Below are 17,209 nucleotides of genomic sequence, written 5' to 3'. Positions count from 1 at the left end.
GCAATCGCCACGTTAAATCGCCATCTTCTCCTCAAAACAATCTCCCAGTTCTCCTCAAAACAACCACCCAGCGCACGATATCTTATGATCGCACCCACGACTCAAACCGCTTCTCACGTCGTTGTCATTGGCGGTGGCTTGGCAGGTCTTTCCGCTGCCTGTGTTTTGGGAGCTCGCGGTCACCGCGTCACTTTGATCGACAAAAACGATTGGGTGGGCGGCAAAGCAGCGGTACACGAAGCCGACGGTTTTCGGTTCGACATGGGGCCCACGATCTTGACCCTGCCCAGTGTCCTGAAACGCATCTTTGCCGAAGCCGGTGAAGACGTCGCTGACCACGTCGAGATGCTGGAACTGGATCCGCAGTGGCGATGCTTCTTTGAAGGTTCCGGAAAGCCCGGTGCGATCGATCAGGAGAATTCAGTCCTGGATCTGGTCAGTAATACTGAAGCGATGATGCAGAACATCAATCAGTTCACCGACAGCCAGACCAAAGGCGACAAGAGTAGCCGTGGGTACGAGCGATTCATGAAGATGAGCAAGCAACTGGACGGAGTTTCCGAGCGGTTCTTTTTTTGGCGAAGCGTTGGCGGGCTGCGCGACACGATGGACGTCGGCGGTGCGTTTTCCGCAGCGGTTTTGAAGGACGTTTTGTCGTTGAAGATGGGGCGTAGTGTCGCATCGGTCGTTCGGTCGCATGTGCCCGATGATCGTGTCGCCCAGATGATGGATCACTTCACGCAGTATGTCGGTTCATCGCCCTATCAATCGCCAGCGGTCCTGTGCAGCATCGCTCACATGCAAACCAACGAAGGAATCTGGTACCCGATCGGCGGGACACGCAGCGTTCCGGTTGCCCTTGCGGCTCTGGCTCAGCGGGTCGGTGTCGAGATTCGGACCGGGACCGACGCGATGAAGATTGAAACACAAGCCGGTGCCGTCACGGGAGTCACCACCGCCAGCGGCGAAACGATCGCCTGTGACGCCGTGGTCAGTAATTGTGACGCAGTGCGAACCTACCGCGAATTGCTTGGCGGAACCGATGAATCAGCGAAGTTTGAGAAAAAGAACGACTACGAACCGGCCTGCAGCGGCGTGGTTTTGTATCTAGGCCTGAATCGCCGGTACGAACATTTGCTGCACCACAATTTTGTGTTCTCCAAGGATCCCGAAGCCGAGTTCGATTCGATTTACAAGAAGGGCGAACCCGCGCCGGACCCGAGTGCTTATGTTTGTGCACCAGCGGTCAGCGAACCGGGTGTTGCACCGGAGGGTGGGGAAGCGTTGTACGTTCTGGTTCACACGCCGTACTTGCGTCCTGGTCACGACTGGAAAGAGATGCTGCCGAAGTATCGCGAAGTGATTTTGGACAAGCTGGAAAGCACCGCTGGCCTGACCGGGATCCGCGATGCGATCGTTCACGAAAATGCGTTGACGCCCGAAGGCATCCACAATCGTTATCGCGTGCTCAACGGCGCGATTTACGGTTTAGCCAGCCACGGCAAATACCTGGGCGCGTTCAAACCAGCGAATCGTCGCAAGGACATCAAAGGTTTGTACTTGGCCGGCGGAGCGGCTCACCCCGGCCCTGGAATGCCGATGGTGATGATGAGCGGTTGGATCGCAGCAGATTCGCTGGACCAAGACGCCAAAGTTCTGGCATAACTGTAGGCCGTAGCGAGCTTCTAGCGAGTTACGGCAATGCACAGGTCGCCGTAACTCGCTGGAAGCTCGCTACGGCCTACTTTCTGGCCTACGTTCTACGCGGCCAGTGGCGTTTTGAATTTCATTGGGGTGCTTTCTTTGCGGATTCCGTCGCTGCCGTAGAAGATGATTTGATCTTTTTTGAAATCGCAGATCGCCGTCATCTTGACGCTTCTGGGGCCGTGGACGCAAAAGTAGACGCCGACCACTTTTCCACCACGAATGACTTCTCGCTGAGTCATCGGGAACTGGCCTGAAAGCAGGTGGCCAAGCTCGCAAAGACGTTGCTCAACCCGTTCGCTGAGCGCTTCAAAGTTCATTGCCTTGGTTGTGAAACCGATCATAAACGTGAGTGCCGTTATCGATGGAAGAAGGACTTATGAAGTTGTTCGAGGTTGTGAACCTCGGACAGAACAGGCTATCGGCGGTGCTTCCTGGTCAGATTAGCACGCGATCGAAGAGTTCGACTTGGATTCCGGATTCGCTGGCAAGCCGTGCCGGTTGTGCCACTTGTCCGTTAGCCCGTTTTTTTGCTCTCCCCACACCGGTTTCACGTAGGCCGTGTGGATCGGAGCGAAATACGGCAATGAAGGAATCTGCCGTTTTTATCCATCGATTCGATCAAACACCCGCTGGTATTCGGCAACGGCGAGTTGTTTCAGTCGCCCGGTCAGCACCGTGATCGCGACCTGGTATGCACTTCGTGACGAAGACAGTTTCCCGGCACGGTATTGCTGCCTGGCAAACCGGACCAAACGCTTGCCTTACTCTTGAGACTTCGCGACCTGCGCGTCTCGTCGAACTGCATCGCGTTGAATGTCCGCACGTCGGATTTGTCGATCCATTTCATCCAGGTCGATGATGGTCGCTGAAACGACAGCGCCCGATGCAGCGTTCGCTTGACCAAAATTGCGTGATAATCCGCGACGCTGTGATGACACAGCCGAACGATTGACACCACCTAAGTATGCCGATCCAGAATCAGGCACCAGCACGGGTCCGGAATAGGAAAACGTTCGCACCGTCGGCAGTTGAATCACCTGAGCGGACGCGTTACTGAATAACGATCCGCAGGAAATTGAAAAGGCGAAGCTGATTGCCGCGGCACGCAAGCTGATCATTGCTATTTCTTTTTGTCCTGGAACAAATTGTTAAACTTCTTAACCTTTTTGCTCACGACCGCTCGGCAATAACCAGCGGTTGGATTCTTTCGGTAATAGTCCTGGTGATAAGCCTCGGCTTCCCAGAACCGCGACGCCTCGGCAACTTCGGTCACGATCTTGCCACGGAATTCTCGCGCCGCTTCCAGCTTTTGAATGTACTGCTCCGTTGCAAGCTTTTGTTCTGGAGAGTGATAGAACACCGCGCTGCGATACTGAGGACCAAAATCGTTGCCTTGCCGGTTCAGGGTCGTTGGATCATGCGTCTTGAAGAACACCTCCAAGATTTCTTCGTAAGTAACGACGCTGGGGTCGTAGTAGACTTCGACCGCTTCGGCGTGGCCGGTTCGCTTTCCGGTGACCTGTTCGTAGGTGGGGTTTGGAACGGTTCCACCGATGTAACCGGACACAACATCACTGACGCCTTTCATGCGTTCAAAGACTGCTTCGGTACACCAAAAACATCCACCCGCCAATGTCGCGACCGCTTCGGTCTGCTGCGACGGTGCCATGCCTTCTTGGCCGTAAGCCGGTTTAAACGATGATGTACCGATCAGCACAGAAACAGACGCGAGTGCTGCCGCGAGCGAGATGGCGATGCGGCGAGATTGAGTATTTTGTTGGTTCATGTTTTTTACCTATCGTTGCCCGATTTCGAGTAGCCGTTTGCTTATTATAGACGCCGGTGTTGAAATGGAACCGGCGTGGTGTCAACGCCCAACCGCGAAACTCGTTTTCGCCCCCCGCACGGAGAAAGGTTTTCGCACTTTAAATGCCCAATTTAACAACCAGCCCGCCCGGGCAACGTCAACCATCACAGTTTAACAATCGTGATCAGCAGAGATTAATTCTGCTTTTGCGTTTGATTGCACTGGTCACTTTCCTGGCCTTTGCTGCTGCGGTGATGCCAAGCCATTGGATTCGCGAGGCTTCGGAGTTTCTAGGCTTTGATCCATTTCCAGAATCTCCGCTGACCTTCTATCTCGCACGCCACCTTTCGCTTTTGTACGGGTTTGTCGGAGTGCTGTTGTGGATCGCGGCTTCTGATTTTGATCGCTACCGGCCGCTGGTTCGAAAACTAGGTGTGCTGACGATCGTCTTTGGTGTGCTGCAGGCGATCATTGACGTGATGTCGGGGTTGCCCGGTTGGTGGTCGGTTGGCGAATCGATTTCAACGGTTGCCGGTGGCGGGTTGTTGATGTGGATGGAGCGTCGGGTTGGTGACTGTTGAAAAATCGGGTGAACGATTATCGTAGGTCTTTGCGAGTCAAGCGAGTGACGGCAGACGCAATGCCGTCACTCGTTTGACTCGCTACGGCCTACATCATTCGCACCATCAGAACTTTCTCAACCATGAACGCTCCTGGACGTCCCGCCGCTGCCGCTTTGCCTGAACCTTCGACGATTCCGGAATCGGGATGGCACGTCGGCCACTTTTTCTATCGCTTTCGACGCGACTTGATCGACGGCAGTATCAGTGATGCTGATCGTCAACAATTGATGTCGGCACTGGACCCAGCGTCCAATGGCGATCCCAAGCGATGTGCGTCGTATTGGGTCAGCGGCCATGAGGTTGATTTTGGAATCATGGTGATGGATCCTGATCCGCAAAAAGTGGATTCGATTCATCAACAAATCATGGCCCCTGGTTTTGGACGGTATGTCGAGCCCGCTTGGTCGTTTGTTTCGATGAGCGAGATTAGCGAGTATGTGCCATCGATCGAAGAGTATCGCGAGCGGCTGATCCGCGGTGGCGAAGACGCTGATTCACCGGGCTTGGCTGCGAAGGTGGCCGGTTACGAGCGTCGGTTGCCGATGATGAACGAGCAGCGGCTGCACCCCGATTTTCCGGATTGGCCGTCGGCATGTTTTTATCCAATGAACAAGAGCCGCGTGCCGGGGGCGAACTGGTTTACTGAACCGTTTAGTGCCAGGAATGCGATGATGGCCGAACATGCCCGCAGCGGGATGGCGTTCGCTGGAAAAGTTAGCCAGTTAATTTCGGTCGGCGTTGGCTTGGACGATTGGGAATGGATGGTGACGTTGTGGGGTCGCAATCCTGAATACCTAAAAGAAATCGTCTACAAGATGCGTTTCGACGAAGCGAGTGCGAAGTACGCCGAGTTCGGTCCGTTCTATGTTGGGTATAAAGCAGACGCCGAGAAAATCTTGAATCATTGCCGGGTGTAGTTGAAGTTGGGGGGCAAAACTCAAACTCAAACTCAAACTCAAACTCAAACTCAAACTTAAACTTAAACTTAAACTTAAACTTAAACTTAAACTCTCCCAGCGGAGAAAATTTAGAGCATTGTCGGGTTTAAGTTTAAGTTTAAGTTCGGGTTTAAGTTTGAGCTCGAACGCCCTTACTCAAACTTAAACTCTCCCAGCGGAGAAAATTTAGAGCATTGTCGGGTTTAAGTTTAAGTTTAAGTTCGAGTTTAAGTTTGAGCTCGAACGCCCTTACTTAAACTTAAACTCAAACTTAAACCTAAACTTAAACTTCTCCCCTTCCTCCTAAAATAGACCGTTCGAAACGAAAAGCGGGACGAGTTCCTTTTTCAAGAAACTCGCCCCGCATCGAAGGTCGCATACGTCCGGCGAACTTGACGATGGCTCGGGCTGGTTACCAAACCTTTTCTTCATTCAACTTCTTCTTAGCAACCGCAAGCTGGTGCAGCAACTTCGCAACCACATGATGGTGCAGCGTCGCAGCCACAGTTGTTTCCGCATCCGCCGAAGATGCTCTTCAGCAAGTTGCGGATAGGAGTCTTGGGTGCACAGCAAGGGTCACAAGCTGGTGCTCCGCAGCCACAGTCAGCAGCAGGAGCCGAGCAACCGCAGTCGCCCATGTCCGAAGCCGAGCTGATTCCGCTGTTGCAGCCACAAGCAGGTGCTGGGCAGCAAACGGTAACAGGAACTTGCTTGCAAACTACTCGTGGGACACATCGTGTGACGGTGTAAGGCTCGCAAACTTTGCGGCACTTAGCAACCTTGATGGTCTTGGTGTAGCACTCTTTGCGGCAGCTAGTTTCGCAAACAGTCTTGGTGCGGCATTCTGGAACCATCTTGCACACGGTGTAGTTGATTACCTTGGTGCGGCATTCTGGAACCATCTTGCAAGTGGTGTACGAGCAAGTCTTGGTGCGTGGCTCGCAAACCATACGGCAAACCGTGTAGTTGCAAGTCTTTTGACGGTTTTCGCAAACCATTTCGCAAGTCGTGTAGTTTACAACCTTGCTACGTTGCTCGCAGACGGTGCTGCAAACGGTGTAGTTAACGGTCTTGCTTCGGCATTCTGGAACCATCTTGCAAGTTGTCCAGTTGACAACCTTGCTGCGGCACTCAGGAACCATTCGGCAAACGGTGTAGTTAACAACCTTGGTCTTGCACTCGGCAACCTTGCGGCAGACGGTGTAAGGAATGTCGCGGGTGCGGCATTCGCGGCGGTACTTGGTGCAAGTTACTTCTTTTTGCTCGCAAGTAGGAACCCAAACTTTCTTGCAGATCGTTTGAGGGCAACCTTGGACGCACTCGGTGCGGCAGCAACCGGGTGTGTAAACGCACTTGCATGTGCAGGGATCGTATGACCAAGTACCTGGCTCACGAACGGTGCGACGCATCATCTTCCCAGGGATGGTCTCAGTCGTTGTTTGCCATGATCCACCTTTAACGGTGACCATCTTGGTGTAAGTCTCAGGAACTACAACGCTGTAGTTCTCGGTACGAACTTTTTGCTCTTGCACGGTGTTGTAAACCGTGTAGTTGATCGTACGCGACTTTTGCTCACGAACAGGAACCATCACTGTGTAGTTAACGGTCTTGCTGTGTTGCTGGTACACTGGCTTGTTGACAGTGTAGTTGATCACGCGAGTCTTGGTCTCACGAACAGGAACCTTAACGGTGTAGTTAATGGTCTTGCTGTGTTGAGTGTAGACAGGTTTTTTGACCGTGTAGTTGATCACGCGAGTCTTTGTTTCGTACACAGGCTTTTTGACTGTGTAGTTGATGACTCGTTGGTGAGTTTCGTAAACGGGCTTGTTGACGGTGTAGCTGACCGTACGAGACTTTTGCTCGCGGACAGGAACCATCACGGTGTACTGAACTTCACGTTGGGTTGTTTCAGGAACCATACGAGTGGCCTGAACTTCCTTCGTTTCGTAGTACGTTTCGTTCCGTGTGCGGTAGCGAGTTTCTTGAACTTGCTCCATCACGGTTTCTTTGACAGTTCGCATCACGGTGTAAGAACCGCCTGCAACTGCGCCGCCGTCAGCAATCATGCTGCCGTCAGCAACTGCACCGCCATCGACGATGCTTGAACCACAACCGCTACAGCCTTCATAGCTGACAGCACCACAATAAGCGGCGCTAGCGGACTTTCCACCAGATACAATCGCGATCAAAGCGACGACTGGTACTAACCAAAGCCTTTTCATCTTTTAAATCTCCACAAGTAAATACAACCGTTAGGTTGCGTTGGACGCAGCTAATCTTCCTCACCGTGCTCCATGCGACGGTGAACGTTTTTGTTCGATCCCTGCTTTGCGTTGCTGGCGCTGACAGGGTCTCTCGAAAGGTCGGTGCATGATTTGGGTTAGCAGGTTTGCTTGACACCAAAGGATCAATGGACCGGTCTCGGGACCCTGTGCCGATAGGCAAAGAGGGAGTCGATGCATTGAGTTCATCGACTACGCAAGAAGGGTTACCCACGCAAAAGAGAGCGAGGGCGTAATTTATGCCGCTTAGGGCATCCTGATGCACTGACCGTTTCGGTCGTAACGATTGCGCCGGTTCTCAGAAGCCTGAACCCAAGAAAGGTGAATAGACATTCACCAAAAGCAGCGCGCCGCCCCCCGCCGCCAAGCCGCACCAACAAAAAGTAGCTTGGCGGCCCCCCGCCGAGGATCACCGCTAAAAGTAGCTTGGCGGCCCCCCGCCGAGTCGCACCACAAAAAGCAGCCCCCGCGCCAAGCCGCACCTCGATTCACAACCACCGCGCTACTTCATCGAAACAACGGTGCGGCCGTCTTCCCAAGTGACCTTCACACCAGCCTGTTGCGCAACAATTTCAATCAGCGAACGTAGCGTGACATCTTTCTCGCTAATCGAAACGACACGCTGACACGCCGCGTTGGCATCGGCACTAATCACGCATGGCCGGCCAGCAGCGGCGCAAAGTTGTCGAAGCACGTCTGCCGCACGCGTTTTGGTCGTCAGCGAGAACTTCGATTCCAGCGGATCGGTTTTCTCAATCGTCTCCGATGCTTTGACGAGCTTCCGATCCAGTGCAATCCTTCGCTTCGCCGCCTTCGTTAGTGTTTCTGCTGGTAAGCCGTTTCGTTTCACCATTTGAAACAGAATCAACCTCGCCGCGACGGAAGATTCAATCTCTTTCCAATCAACGGCCGGCCACAAATCATGCTCCATCGTCGAATCAACTACCTCGATCGTTGCCGGATCGGCCTTGGCCACGATCGCCAATGCCTGATCAGGCGTCGTCAGCATCGGCCAACTAATATCGACTGGTTTGCCACGCGAGGCTTTACCGAGGGCCGTCGCCATGAAATCCACCCAATCTTTCCTTCCGACCAGCACAACCGATCGAATCGGCATCACCACACAACCGTGATCCGATGCCAATTTCTTCAGAGCCATATAAGCCGTCGGCCCCAACTGTCCTGAATCGATCACCCGCGATGGATCGACGTGGCGGTCGATCCAAACATTGACGGAAACAGAGTCCGCGATGCGAGTGATTCCTTCGCGAAATGATCTGCCATCGACGATTGAGGTCATCGGGACCGTCAATTTCGCAAAGAGTCGCGAATCCGCTGAATTTTTCTGGTTCGTTCCTTCCGCAGCGTTTGCCGGGGCACCCACGGGCACCAGAACCAAGGCAAATAGGAATGCTTTCGCTGCAAAACACGGTGTCAAAGCTGATAAAGCAGGCAGTTTTGAGCGATTGGCGATTTGATGAAGTTCCAATCGAACCCCTTAAAGCAATTTATCGGACATCGATCGGCCGCATCGTGGATTCATGCTCGACTTGTTGTTTCAGAGCATGCTGCTGACTAAACTCGACCCGAGATGTTTTTGACGCCAGTGTAGCTTGTTAACAAACCGTGTGCTGGCTGCTCTGACCGAGATAAGAGCAATCAGTAAGACCGCCTGCGGGTTGCCTCGATCGATCGGATGATTACGATGCTCGCGCTGGACCATTTCCTCGAAATGCTTCACAGGTCGCACCTGAACATTTGAATTGGCGACGTTGGACGACCCAAATTTTTTAATTCACTGGAACTGCTTGTGACCGCACCCCTTGTTCGGACCACTCGATTGGCCACGGCTTATCGCCGTTATCTGACGACTGCGGATTCGCCAAAATTTACTGCTGACGTAGACGTCAGCTACTCGGCCGAAACCTTGGTCGCGCTGCTGGCGCGTGGCGACGTTGAACTGCGTCGCGCCGCTGCGCTATCGTTGGGGACGCTTGGCAATCACGATTCAATCGAATCGCTCGGCCGTTCGCTGTCGGACGACGACCGCGGTGTGCGATTGGCCGCCGACGATTCTTTCCGAGCCCTCTTGGTTCGCGATGCCGCTCCGTTGCACCACCAGCAACTGTTGCAGGTCATGCATTTGAATGATGGTTACGAATATGCCGGGGCACTCGCACCGACAATGATTTTGGTGGACCAAGCACCGTTGTACGCTGAAGCTCATCATCAATTGGCGACGTGTTGGCACGGATTAGAAAATTTCCATCAAGCCGCCGCCGCTTACAGTGCTTGTTTGTGGAATTGCCGTTTCCATTATCCGGCATGGCAGGGCCTGGCCCGTTGCCGAACAGTGTTGGGTGACAAGACCGGTGCATTGGCGGCGCTGCAGCGCTGCGTGGAGATCTGTCCCGACATGGAATCTGCACGAGCACAGATTCGTGTCTTGCAGCGAAGCCTTCGACGTGCAGGCGAATAGTGCCCGCGGTTGTTTGTAGAAGTTATTAGAAGAAGCTGAGGAATTGCATGACTTACGACGAACCCTTGGTGGGCACGCTTGCGATTTTGATGTCCCTGTTAGCGATGGCGATCGCGGCCGGTCCGTGGCATGTCCCCTACCAACTGAGAACCTTCGCAGCGATTTGTGACCGCTACGGCAAACCGGTCGCTCGCAGCATCTGGCTAGCGATCGCGCTGGCCGCCTTCGGATCCGGCTTAGCGATCTTGTCCGGCGTCCGCCCCGGGTACGCCGACCAGCAAGTACCAGCGAAGCCCACCGGCAAGTAATGACGCAGAACCGGGTGGAATCCCATCCTGATCGCCGAGCTTTCGTAGGCCGTAGCGAGTAAAGCGAGTTACGGCATCCCACCGTGCCGCCCTGCCGTGCCGCCCCTCCGTGCCGCCCTGCCGTAACTCGCATTACTCGCTACGGCCTACTTTGCGCGATCCGCCGATCCGCTTGCCTTAACCCCAGGAAAACCAAGCCTAGCCTTGTCGCGCAGAGGTGGTAAACTCTGGGACGGCACTTTCGCTTTTCATCTTCACCAACTCAGCCCTTCTGATGACCGAAACCGATCCAAAAACCGTCGCAAACGAAGCTCCAGAAGGCACACCCGACGCGTCGGCAACTCCCGCGGCAGCACCGCCTGCCGAAAATCCGCCTCCCGAAAATCAGGCTGCCCAAAAGCCGTCTCGCGGGCCTCTTGCCGCCCGAGGCCAGGGCGTCGCGAAACCTGCATCGCCGTCCGTCAGCACCGAAGATTTAGAAAAGCAAACGGGAACGCAAGCCAGTGAAAAGGGTTCTGCAAAGCCAAAGAAGAAACAAGCTCCGCGGCCACGCGTCGCCGGCGACAAACCAGCGGCCGAAAAAAGCGAAGCTCCCAAGCGAGCCGCCACGCCCTCCAAAATCGCCGTACCCAAAATTGCCGTGCCCAACCGCCGCGGTGCTCTCGACGCTGACCTGCAAGCCGAACTCGACGCCGAGCTTGCCGAAATGGATTTCGAGAGCGTGCTATCGGGCGACGCTGGTATGGCCGACCGCAAAGAACCGTTGGCCGAAGGCGGCCGCGTCCAAGCAGTCGTATTGAAGATCCATGAAGACAGCGTCTTTGTCGCACTTGGCGGACCTGACGAAGGCGTCGTGCCGTTTGAAATGTTCAAAGAAGAACCGGTGGTTGGATCGACCGTGGAAGTCATCGTGCGATCGTTCAGCAATGCCGACCAATTGTTTTCGCTTGGATTGCCCGGTGCCGCGGTCGAAGTTTCTGAATGGGAAGACATCGAAGAAGGATCGGTGGTCACCGCAACCGTAACTGCATCAAACACCGGAGGCCTGGAATGCACCGTTGGTAAGATGAAAGCGTTCATGCCAATCAGTCAGATCACCGATTACCGCGTCGAAGACACATCCGAATTTGTGGGCCAGACTTTCCTGTGCGTCGTTAACGAATCCAACGAGCGCCGCGGGAACCTGGTGATCAGCCGCCGTGCGATCCTGGAACGCGAACGCGAGGAAAAGAAGAAGGAACAGCTCGAGAAGATCGAAGTTGGTCACGAGTGCGAGGGGATCGTTCGCAGCATCAAGGACTTCGGTGCGTTCGTCGATCTTGGCGGACTGGACGGTTTGATTCACATCAGCAAACTTAGCTGGGACCGCGTCAAACACCCCAGCGAAGTGCTGGAAGTCGGCCAGAAGGTGACGGTGGTTGTCGAAAAGGTTGACAAGGAAACCGGCAAAATGTCGCTGTCCTATCGCGACCTGTTGGAAAACCCTTGGGACACCGCCGAAGCCGAATTCACGCCGAATTCCGTCCACACTGGCACCGTCACACGGATCGCTCCGTTTGGTTGCTTCATCAAGCTTGGGCCGGGCATCGAAGGTCTGTGTCACATCAGCGAACTGGCAAACCACCGCGTTTCCAATGTCGATACGTTCATTAACGAAGGTGACACGGTCGAGGTCAAGGTGTTGACGTTTGACCGCGACACGCAAAAGATCGCATTGTCGATCAAGCAAGCTCAATCGATCGGCAGCGGTGACGCGAAGCCGGTTGCCGAGGAAGAAGAAGAGCCGCAACGCGAAGTCGCCGTCAAAGCGACTCACACCGGACCGCTTAAAGGTGGCAACAACACCGACACCGGCGGCGAAAAGTTCGGCCTTCGCTGGTAGTGTCAGATGCACAGTTCCGGGTGCGTATCGATACACCGGCGGCAATGGTGAGCCGCTGGCCGTAAGGCCTCGGGCAATGCGCTAGGCCCGGCCGCTTACGCGTCGCGGCTCACTGACTCACTTTAAGAACGCCAATTCAAACTAATCTTTTGCACCTCGACGGCTCATTAACATCGACACTACGAACGTGCCGATCGACAACGGGATGACGCCGTACCAGATGTAGGTGCCGTAGTTGGCTGAAAGCTCGGGTGACTTTGCAACCAGCACCACGATCAGGGTGTAGACCGCGTAGTAGATCAGGAACAACGCGCCTTCCCATCGCTGCACTCGGTAACCGGTCAAGAAGATCGGAAAGCAAACCAGGGCGACTGCGATCATGACGGGAAAATCAAACGCAACCGCATCGGCCGAAACAGGAATTCCGCCTGGCGAAAACGTTGCGGTCAGCCCCAGAACGCACAGCAGGTTGAACAGGTTGCTGCCAACCACGTTTCCGACCGCGATGTCGCGTTGACCACGGTAACTGGCAACGATCGATGTAACTGCCTCGGGCATCGACGTGCCGATCGCGACCACGGTCAAACCGACGACCAAATCGCTGATGCCAAACGATGTTGCAACCGCGGTTGCACCGGTGACCAACCAATTGGCCCCCACGCCTAACAACGCCAGACCCGCGATCAGGAAAAAGACCTGCAACGCCACCGCCTTCTTTCCTGAAAGAGCGACGCCCAGATCTTCAAACTCTTTCTCGGAAGCCAGGTTTGCTCTTCGGCTGGTCACGATGGAATAGCTCAAATAAATACACAACGACGCAAACAGTAAAATGCCCTCGATGCGAGCGATCGTACCATCGGACGCCATGTACCAAACGGCAAACGAAGCTGCGATCATCACGGGGACGTCCTTGCGGACCAAGTCGCTGTTGACGATTAGCGGTGCCACCAACGCGGCCGCACCCAACACAAACAACACGTTGATGATGTTGCTGCCGATGACGTTGCCAATCGCGACCCCAGCGTTACCTGAATTGGCGGCTTGCAGGCTGACGCAAAGCTCCGGTGCACTGGTTCCGAACGCAACGACGGTCAAACCGATCACCAGCGGCGAAATTCGGAACGCCGCCGCCAACGACGCAGCACCTCGAACCAACAATTCACCACCAACCACCAGCAAGACAAGTCCGGCAACAATTTGAAGGGCAATCAACATAGAATTCAAACGGGACAGTTGGGGTGGTAAGCTAAGGAACTGTCCTGAAACAAGTTCCGTATTTGGCGAACTCTCTCGTAGCTGGGCCCGCCAGGGTTCAGTCGGGTAGAACTCCTGATGGTCTGAACCCTGGCGGGCCCAGCTACGGGAAAACCGGGAAGATATTTCGGGACAGTTCCTAAGTCAGCCGAGAAACTACCACAGTCAACAAACCAGTGGGATAGCCTTCCCATCAGTACCGCGAGCCAACCACCATGATCAACCTGCTTTCTGAACAACCGTTGCTGGTTTCGATCATGTTAGCGGCCTTGGGCGGTGGACTGATTTTCGCTTGGCTGCAATCGGGCAAAAAAGCGGCCGCGGTCTCGGGCCTGGTTTGCATCCTTTTGATTCCGGCCGCTTGGGTGTTGGCCGCCCGATTGGTGACCGACCGCGAACGGATCGCCGAAATCATTGATTCGGCCGCAAAATCAGTCGCCGCGAACGACCACGAAGCAGCCGTCGCGGTGATCGGGGACGAGAAAACTCGCCGGATGGCAATGTCCGAACTACCGAACTACGTTTTCAAGACTGCCGAAGTCAATCAGATCACCAGCATCAACGTTGACGAAAACGCGATCCCGGTAACCGCTCAAGTCGAGATGACGGTGAAAGCCGACGTCAGTGCCAAGCGAGGCGGATTCAATAACCTACGCGTGCTGCGAAAGTTGGAATTGGAATTCGAGCAGCGAGGCGACGATTGGGTCATCACCGCTTATCAACACAGCCCCGTGATCGGCCCCGATGTCAGCAACGGTCTGTAAAACAAATTCAGGTCCATGACCCACAATATGACTCAACCAAAATTCGCCGGCCAACTGATCACGCTCGATGGCATCGACGGTGTCGGCAAGTCAACTCAGATTGATCGGCTGACCGAATTTCTGAAAGCGTCCGGGCACGACGTGCTGAACGTTCGCGATCCCGGTTCAACCAAGATCGGGCTGAAGCTTCGCGAACTGCTGCTCGACAGCGACTTGGAACTGCACCGCCGCACCGAAGCGATGCTGTTTATGGCTAGCCGCTGCGAGATGATCGAAACCATCATCCGTCCGGCATTGGCAGCGGGCCGAACCGTGGTGTCGGATCGGTTTTTGTTAGCCAATGTGGTTTACCAAAGTGTCGGTGGTGATGGTTCCAGTGGCCGACAAGAAGTCGACGCGGAAACGCTGTGGAAACTTGGACGTCTCTCCACCGGTGGGCTCGATCCAGACATCACCTTGCTGTTGGACATGCCCGCAAAATCGGCTCTGGCAAGACTCGATCGAGCCACCGATCGAATGGAGGAGCGTGGTGAAAGCTACATGGAATCGGTACGTCAAGCATTCCTGAAACAGCGACACCATGCGGGCGGCCGATCCTTTGTCATCAACGCCGATGCAGAACCCGACGCGGTGTTTGCACAGATGGCGTCCGCGATCGGTTAAGATTGCTATTCACCTCTCCCGCGGGGCGGGCAAGGTGAATAGCTGCAAACAGCGACTTGAAAACCTGAGCTCTCCCTCTTCGAAACTCGCTCATAAATCCAACACGACAGGATCGCCAATGAAACCGCTGACGATGCAGCCGACATTCGTGATCGAGTTAAAGGTTTCACCAGAGATTGCGATTCCCAAACTTCGCGCCGCCATCGCGACCGAAGAACTGCGTGAATACTCTCAGGCCGCGGGCAGTTGTCTGGACTATCTGGTGGACACCGAACAGCGCCGGTTCTGGTCGCCGCATCTGTCGGTTCAAATCAGCGAGACAGTGGAACCAGACCGCGAACCAAATGACCGCGAACCAAATGACGGCGAACCAAACGACAGCGAACCCCAAACCAGCGAACTGCATTGCCGGTTCTCGCCCAGACCTGAAATCTGGACAATGTTCATGGCGATCTACGCGGTCATCATCGCATTGATTTTCATCAGTGCGATCTATAGCTATGTTCAATGGTTCATGGGTGACACGCCGTGGGCGCTGGCGATCGTGCCGCTGGGGATGTTGCTGATCGCTGGATTGCACATCGCCAGCCTGACCGGGCAACGACTCAGCAGCGACCAAATGCAAATGCTCCGCGATCGATTGCTGCGAACCATTACCTTGGCGTTTGGTTCGGATGACCAAGTCAAAATCCGCTAAGATGAACCAGTTCTGTTAAATCAATCTCGCACACAGGAAAACGTTATGTCGGTTGCCACGCCATCCTCCGTCCCAACTTCACTGCAATCTTTTCTCGCTTCGCCAAAACAATTGCTGATCAACGGCGTTTGGCAAAACGCAAAATCAGGCAAGTCGTTTGACGTTTACGATCCGGCTACCGATCAAGTTGTCGCCCAGGTTGCCCAGGGCGAAGCAGCCGACGTGAACTTGGCCGTGCAAGCCGCGCGGCAAGCATTCGACAACGGACCGTGGTCCAAGATGACGGCCTCGCAACGAGGTCGGTTGATCTGGAAGATCGGTGACCTGATCGAACAGAACGCTGACGAACTTGCTCAGCTTGAAACGTTGGACAACGGCAAGCCATTGGGTGTTGCCAAAGTCGCCGACGTCGCATTGGCTGCGGATATGTTCCGATACATGGCCGGCTGGGCGACCAAGATCGAGGGCAATACGATTCCGCTAAACGTTCCGTACGCACCGGGCGGCGAGTTTCAAGCGTTCACGTTGAAGGAACCCGTCGGAGTTGTTGGGCAAATCATTCCCTGGAATTTCCCGCTGTTGATGGCAGCCTGGAAACTTGGTCCAGCTCTCGCGACCGGCTGCACGATCGTGTTGAAACCAGCCGAGCAAACGCCGCTCTCTGCGATCCGTTTGGGCGAACTGGTCCAAGAAGCTGGCGTGCCCGACGGCGTCGTCAACATCGTCACCGGCTTTGGCGAAACCGCCGGTGCCGCGATCGCGTCGCATGACGATGTTGATAAAGTCGCGTTCACGGGATCGACCGAAGTTGGCAAGCTGATCATCCAAGCCGCCACCGGAAACCTGAAAAAGGTGACACTTGAATTGGGCGGAAAGAGTCCCAATGTTGTCTTTGATGACGCCAACATTGACGAAGCGGTCGCGGGTGCGGCCGACGCAATTTTCTTTAACCAAGGACAAGTCTGCAGCGCCGGATCGCGTCTGTTTGTCCAAAAAGGAATCTACGATGAAGTGGTCGCAGGGGTCAGTGAGATTGCCGCGAACATGAAAGTCGGCAGCGGATTTGACGAGTCAACGCAAATGGGACCACTGGTTTCCAGAGAACAATTCGACCGAGTGACTGCGTTTCTAAAAGCCGGCGTTGCCGAAGGAGCCGAAGCGTCGGCTGGCGGCGCGGCGATCGATCGGCCTGGTTACTTCGTCCAACCCACGGTTCTAAAAAATGCGTCGTCAGACATGTCCGTGGTCCGCGAAGAAATCTTCGGGCCTGTTGTCGCGGCGATGCCCTTCGGTGATGAATCCGATTTGGTGTCGCAAGCGAACAATTCCAGCTACGGTTTGGCCGCAGGCATTTGGACCCGCGACATTTCCAAGGCTCACCGATTTGCCAAGCAAGTCAAAGCCGGCACGGTATGGATCAATTGCTACAGCATCTTTGATGCGGCGCTGCCGTTTGGCGGTTACAAGCAATCGGGTTGGGGCCGCGAAATGGGCCACGCAGCGCTGGAAAACTATCTGCAAACAAAATCAGTCTGCATTAGTTTGTAAAAGAAATCCCTGCGACTAACCCGTAGCTGATCCCGCCAGGGTTCAGTTAAGCGCTGTGAAGAGTCAAGGTCGCCGAAAAACGCATTAGTTCGTTTAGCCGCGTTGGGCATCGCCCCGCGCGTTTCGTTCTGGGTGGACGCGCGGGGCGATGCCCCAGATCGTGAAGGGTTTTGGTCCCGGAAAACATGTGTTAGGAACGTACGACTTTTTATAGTCGCCTTTCGCTCGGGACGTCGCATCAGTTACTGCGCAATAGA

The 17,209-nt window shown here is 54.7% G+C and carries 17 protein-coding genes; 10 read left to right on the top strand and 7 right to left on the bottom strand.

All coding sequences use genetic code 11. The annotated features are described in order from the left end of the window. The first annotated feature begins 84 nt into the window (after positions 1-84). Positions 85-1,665 carry a phytoene desaturase family protein gene (locus RC85_RS12765; RefSeq protein ID WP_068263239.1) on the top strand — a complete coding sequence of 527 codons (1,581 nt, stop codon included), beginning with the start codon at positions 85-87 and terminating at the stop codon, positions 1,663-1,665. A gap of 95 nt (positions 1,666-1,760) precedes the next feature. Here RC85_RS12765 and RC85_RS12760 read toward each other — a convergent pair whose 3' ends face one another. The 4 genes from RC85_RS12760 to msrA form a co-directional block, all read right to left on the bottom strand. Next, complete coding sequence (locus RC85_RS12760) at positions 1,761-2,048, bottom strand: hypothetical protein (RefSeq protein WP_068263236.1); 288 nt, start codon at positions 2,046-2,048, stop codon at positions 1,761-1,763. 261 nt (positions 2,049-2,309) lie between these two features. Then, positions 2,310-2,459 carry a hypothetical protein gene (locus tag RC85_RS27470; protein WP_160148045.1) on the bottom strand — a complete coding sequence of 50 codons (150 nt, stop codon included), beginning with the start codon at positions 2,457-2,459 and terminating at the stop codon, positions 2,310-2,312. Between the two features lie 9 nt (positions 2,460-2,468). Continuing rightward, a complete protein-coding gene (locus RC85_RS12755; RefSeq protein ID WP_068263233.1) occupies positions 2,469-2,825 on the bottom strand; it encodes a hypothetical protein in 357 nt (118 codons plus the stop codon). A 2-nt stretch (positions 2,826-2,827) separates the two neighbouring features. Further along, a complete protein-coding gene (msrA, locus tag RC85_RS12750; protein WP_084422611.1) occupies positions 2,828-3,493 on the bottom strand; it encodes a peptide-methionine (S)-S-oxide reductase MsrA in 666 nt (221 codons plus the stop codon). A 143-nt stretch (positions 3,494-3,636) separates the two neighbouring features. Between msrA and RC85_RS12745 the strand changes: the two genes are divergently transcribed. Together RC85_RS12745 and hemQ are read left to right on the top strand one after the other, a co-directional pair. Further along, positions 3,637-4,095, top strand: a complete 459-nt coding sequence (locus tag RC85_RS12745; protein WP_235033135.1) for a DUF4345 domain-containing protein — start codon at positions 3,637-3,639, stop codon at positions 4,093-4,095. A gap of 122 nt (positions 4,096-4,217) precedes the next feature. Continuing rightward, the gene (gene hemQ, locus RC85_RS12740) at positions 4,218-5,054 is read left to right on the top strand and encodes a hydrogen peroxide-dependent heme synthase (protein WP_200836734.1); all 837 of its coding nucleotides are present in this window, start codon (positions 4,218-4,220) and stop codon (positions 5,052-5,054) included. Positions 5,055-5,518: 464 nt separating this feature from the next. Here hemQ and RC85_RS12735 read toward each other — a convergent pair whose 3' ends face one another. Together RC85_RS12735 and RC85_RS12730 are read right to left on the bottom strand one after the other, a co-directional pair. Next, positions 5,519-7,297 (bottom strand): hypothetical protein, encoded by a 1,779-nt coding sequence (locus tag RC85_RS12735; protein ID WP_068263230.1) that lies wholly within the window; start codon positions 7,295-7,297, stop codon positions 5,519-5,521. A 562-nt stretch (positions 7,298-7,859) separates the two neighbouring features. Then, a complete protein-coding gene (locus RC85_RS12730) occupies positions 7,860-8,846 on the bottom strand; it encodes a hypothetical protein (protein WP_068263228.1) in 987 nt (328 codons plus the stop codon). Between the two features lie 321 nt (positions 8,847-9,167). Here RC85_RS12730 and RC85_RS12725 point away from each other — a divergent pair, with 321 nt between their 5' ends. The 3 genes from RC85_RS12725 (at position 9,168) to RC85_RS12715 (ending at position 12,026) form a co-directional block, all read left to right on the top strand. Beyond that, complete coding sequence (locus RC85_RS12725) at positions 9,168-9,836, top strand: HEAT repeat domain-containing protein (RefSeq protein ID WP_235033134.1); 669 nt, start codon at positions 9,168-9,170, stop codon at positions 9,834-9,836. A gap of 47 nt (positions 9,837-9,883) precedes the next feature. After that, entirely contained in the window at positions 9,884-10,144 is a 261-nt protein-coding gene (locus RC85_RS12720) for a hypothetical protein (RefSeq protein WP_068263222.1), read from the top strand. A gap of 274 nt (positions 10,145-10,418) precedes the next feature. Then, positions 10,419-12,026 carry a 30S ribosomal protein S1 gene (locus RC85_RS12715; protein WP_084422610.1) on the top strand — a complete coding sequence of 536 codons (1,608 nt, stop codon included), beginning with the start codon at positions 10,419-10,421 and terminating at the stop codon, positions 12,024-12,026. Between the two features lie 141 nt (positions 12,027-12,167). Here the strand turns inward: RC85_RS12715 and RC85_RS12710 are convergent, their stop codons facing one another. Beyond that, positions 12,168-13,241 (bottom strand): calcium/sodium antiporter, encoded by a 1,074-nt coding sequence (locus RC85_RS12710; RefSeq protein ID WP_068263220.1) that lies wholly within the window; start codon positions 13,239-13,241, stop codon positions 12,168-12,170. Between the two features lie 254 nt (positions 13,242-13,495). Between RC85_RS12710 and RC85_RS12705 the strand changes: the two genes are divergently transcribed. The 4 genes from RC85_RS12705 (at position 13,496) to RC85_RS12690 (ending at position 16,952) form a co-directional block, all read left to right on the top strand. Continuing rightward, a complete protein-coding gene (locus tag RC85_RS12705; RefSeq protein ID WP_068263217.1) occupies positions 13,496-14,044 on the top strand; it encodes a hypothetical protein in 549 nt (182 codons plus the stop codon). A 27-nt stretch (positions 14,045-14,071) separates the two neighbouring features. Next, positions 14,072-14,707, top strand: coding sequence for a dTMP kinase (tmk, locus tag RC85_RS12700; RefSeq protein WP_068263215.1), 636 nt, complete (start codon positions 14,072-14,074; stop codon positions 14,705-14,707). A 118-nt stretch (positions 14,708-14,825) separates the two neighbouring features. After that, positions 14,826-15,404 (top strand): hypothetical protein, encoded by a 579-nt coding sequence (locus RC85_RS12695; RefSeq protein WP_068263212.1) that lies wholly within the window; start codon positions 14,826-14,828, stop codon positions 15,402-15,404. A gap of 45 nt (positions 15,405-15,449) precedes the next feature. Continuing rightward, entirely contained in the window at positions 15,450-16,952 is a 1,503-nt protein-coding gene (locus RC85_RS12690; RefSeq protein WP_068263209.1) for an aldehyde dehydrogenase family protein, read from the top strand. The last annotated feature ends 257 nt before the right edge of the window (positions 16,953-17,209 follow it).

This window comes from Rubripirellula obstinata, from assembly GCF_001642955.1.
Lineage (GTDB): Bacteria > Planctomycetota > Planctomycetia > Pirellulales > Pirellulaceae > Rubripirellula > Rubripirellula obstinata.
This window is presented reverse-complemented; position numbering and strand designations above follow the sequence as displayed.

Excerpts from the sequence above, each read along its gene's own strand:
- RC85_RS12695 (WP_068263212.1), top strand. The coding sequence starts at position 14,826 with ATGAAACCGCTGACGATGCAGCCGACATTCGTGATCGAGTTAAAGGTT.
- msrA (WP_084422611.1), bottom strand. The coding sequence starts at position 3,493 with ATGAACCAACAAAATACTCAATCTCGCCGCATCGCCATCTCGCTCGCG.
- hemQ (WP_200836734.1), top strand. The coding sequence starts at position 4,218 with ATGAACGCTCCTGGACGTCCCGCCGCTGCCGCTTTGCCTGAACCTTCG.
- RC85_RS12755 (WP_068263233.1), bottom strand. The coding sequence starts at position 2,825 with ATGATCAGCTTGCGTGCCGCGGCAATCAGCTTCGCCTTTTCAATTTCC.
- RC85_RS12715 (WP_084422610.1), top strand. The coding sequence starts at position 10,419 with ATGACCGAAACCGATCCAAAAACCGTCGCAAACGAAGCTCCAGAAGGC.
- RC85_RS12705 (WP_068263217.1), top strand. The coding sequence starts at position 13,496 with ATGATCAACCTGCTTTCTGAACAACCGTTGCTGGTTTCGATCATGTTA.
- RC85_RS12720 (WP_068263222.1), top strand. The coding sequence starts at position 9,884 with ATGACTTACGACGAACCCTTGGTGGGCACGCTTGCGATTTTGATGTCC.
- RC85_RS12760 (WP_068263236.1), bottom strand. The coding sequence starts at position 2,048 with ATGATCGGTTTCACAACCAAGGCAATGAACTTTGAAGCGCTCAGCGAA.
- RC85_RS12710 (WP_068263220.1), bottom strand. The coding sequence starts at position 13,241 with ATGTTGATTGCCCTTCAAATTGTTGCCGGACTTGTCTTGCTGGTGGTT.
- RC85_RS12735 (WP_068263230.1), bottom strand. The coding sequence starts at position 7,297 with ATGAAAAGGCTTTGGTTAGTACCAGTCGTCGCTTTGATCGCGATTGTA.
- RC85_RS12690 (WP_068263209.1), top strand. The coding sequence starts at position 15,450 with ATGTCGGTTGCCACGCCATCCTCCGTCCCAACTTCACTGCAATCTTTT.
- tmk (WP_068263215.1), top strand. The coding sequence starts at position 14,072 with ATGACTCAACCAAAATTCGCCGGCCAACTGATCACGCTCGATGGCATC.
- RC85_RS12745 (WP_235033135.1), top strand. The coding sequence starts at position 3,637 with ATGCCCAATTTAACAACCAGCCCGCCCGGGCAACGTCAACCATCACAG.
- RC85_RS12765 (WP_068263239.1), top strand. The coding sequence starts at position 85 with ATGATCGCACCCACGACTCAAACCGCTTCTCACGTCGTTGTCATTGGC.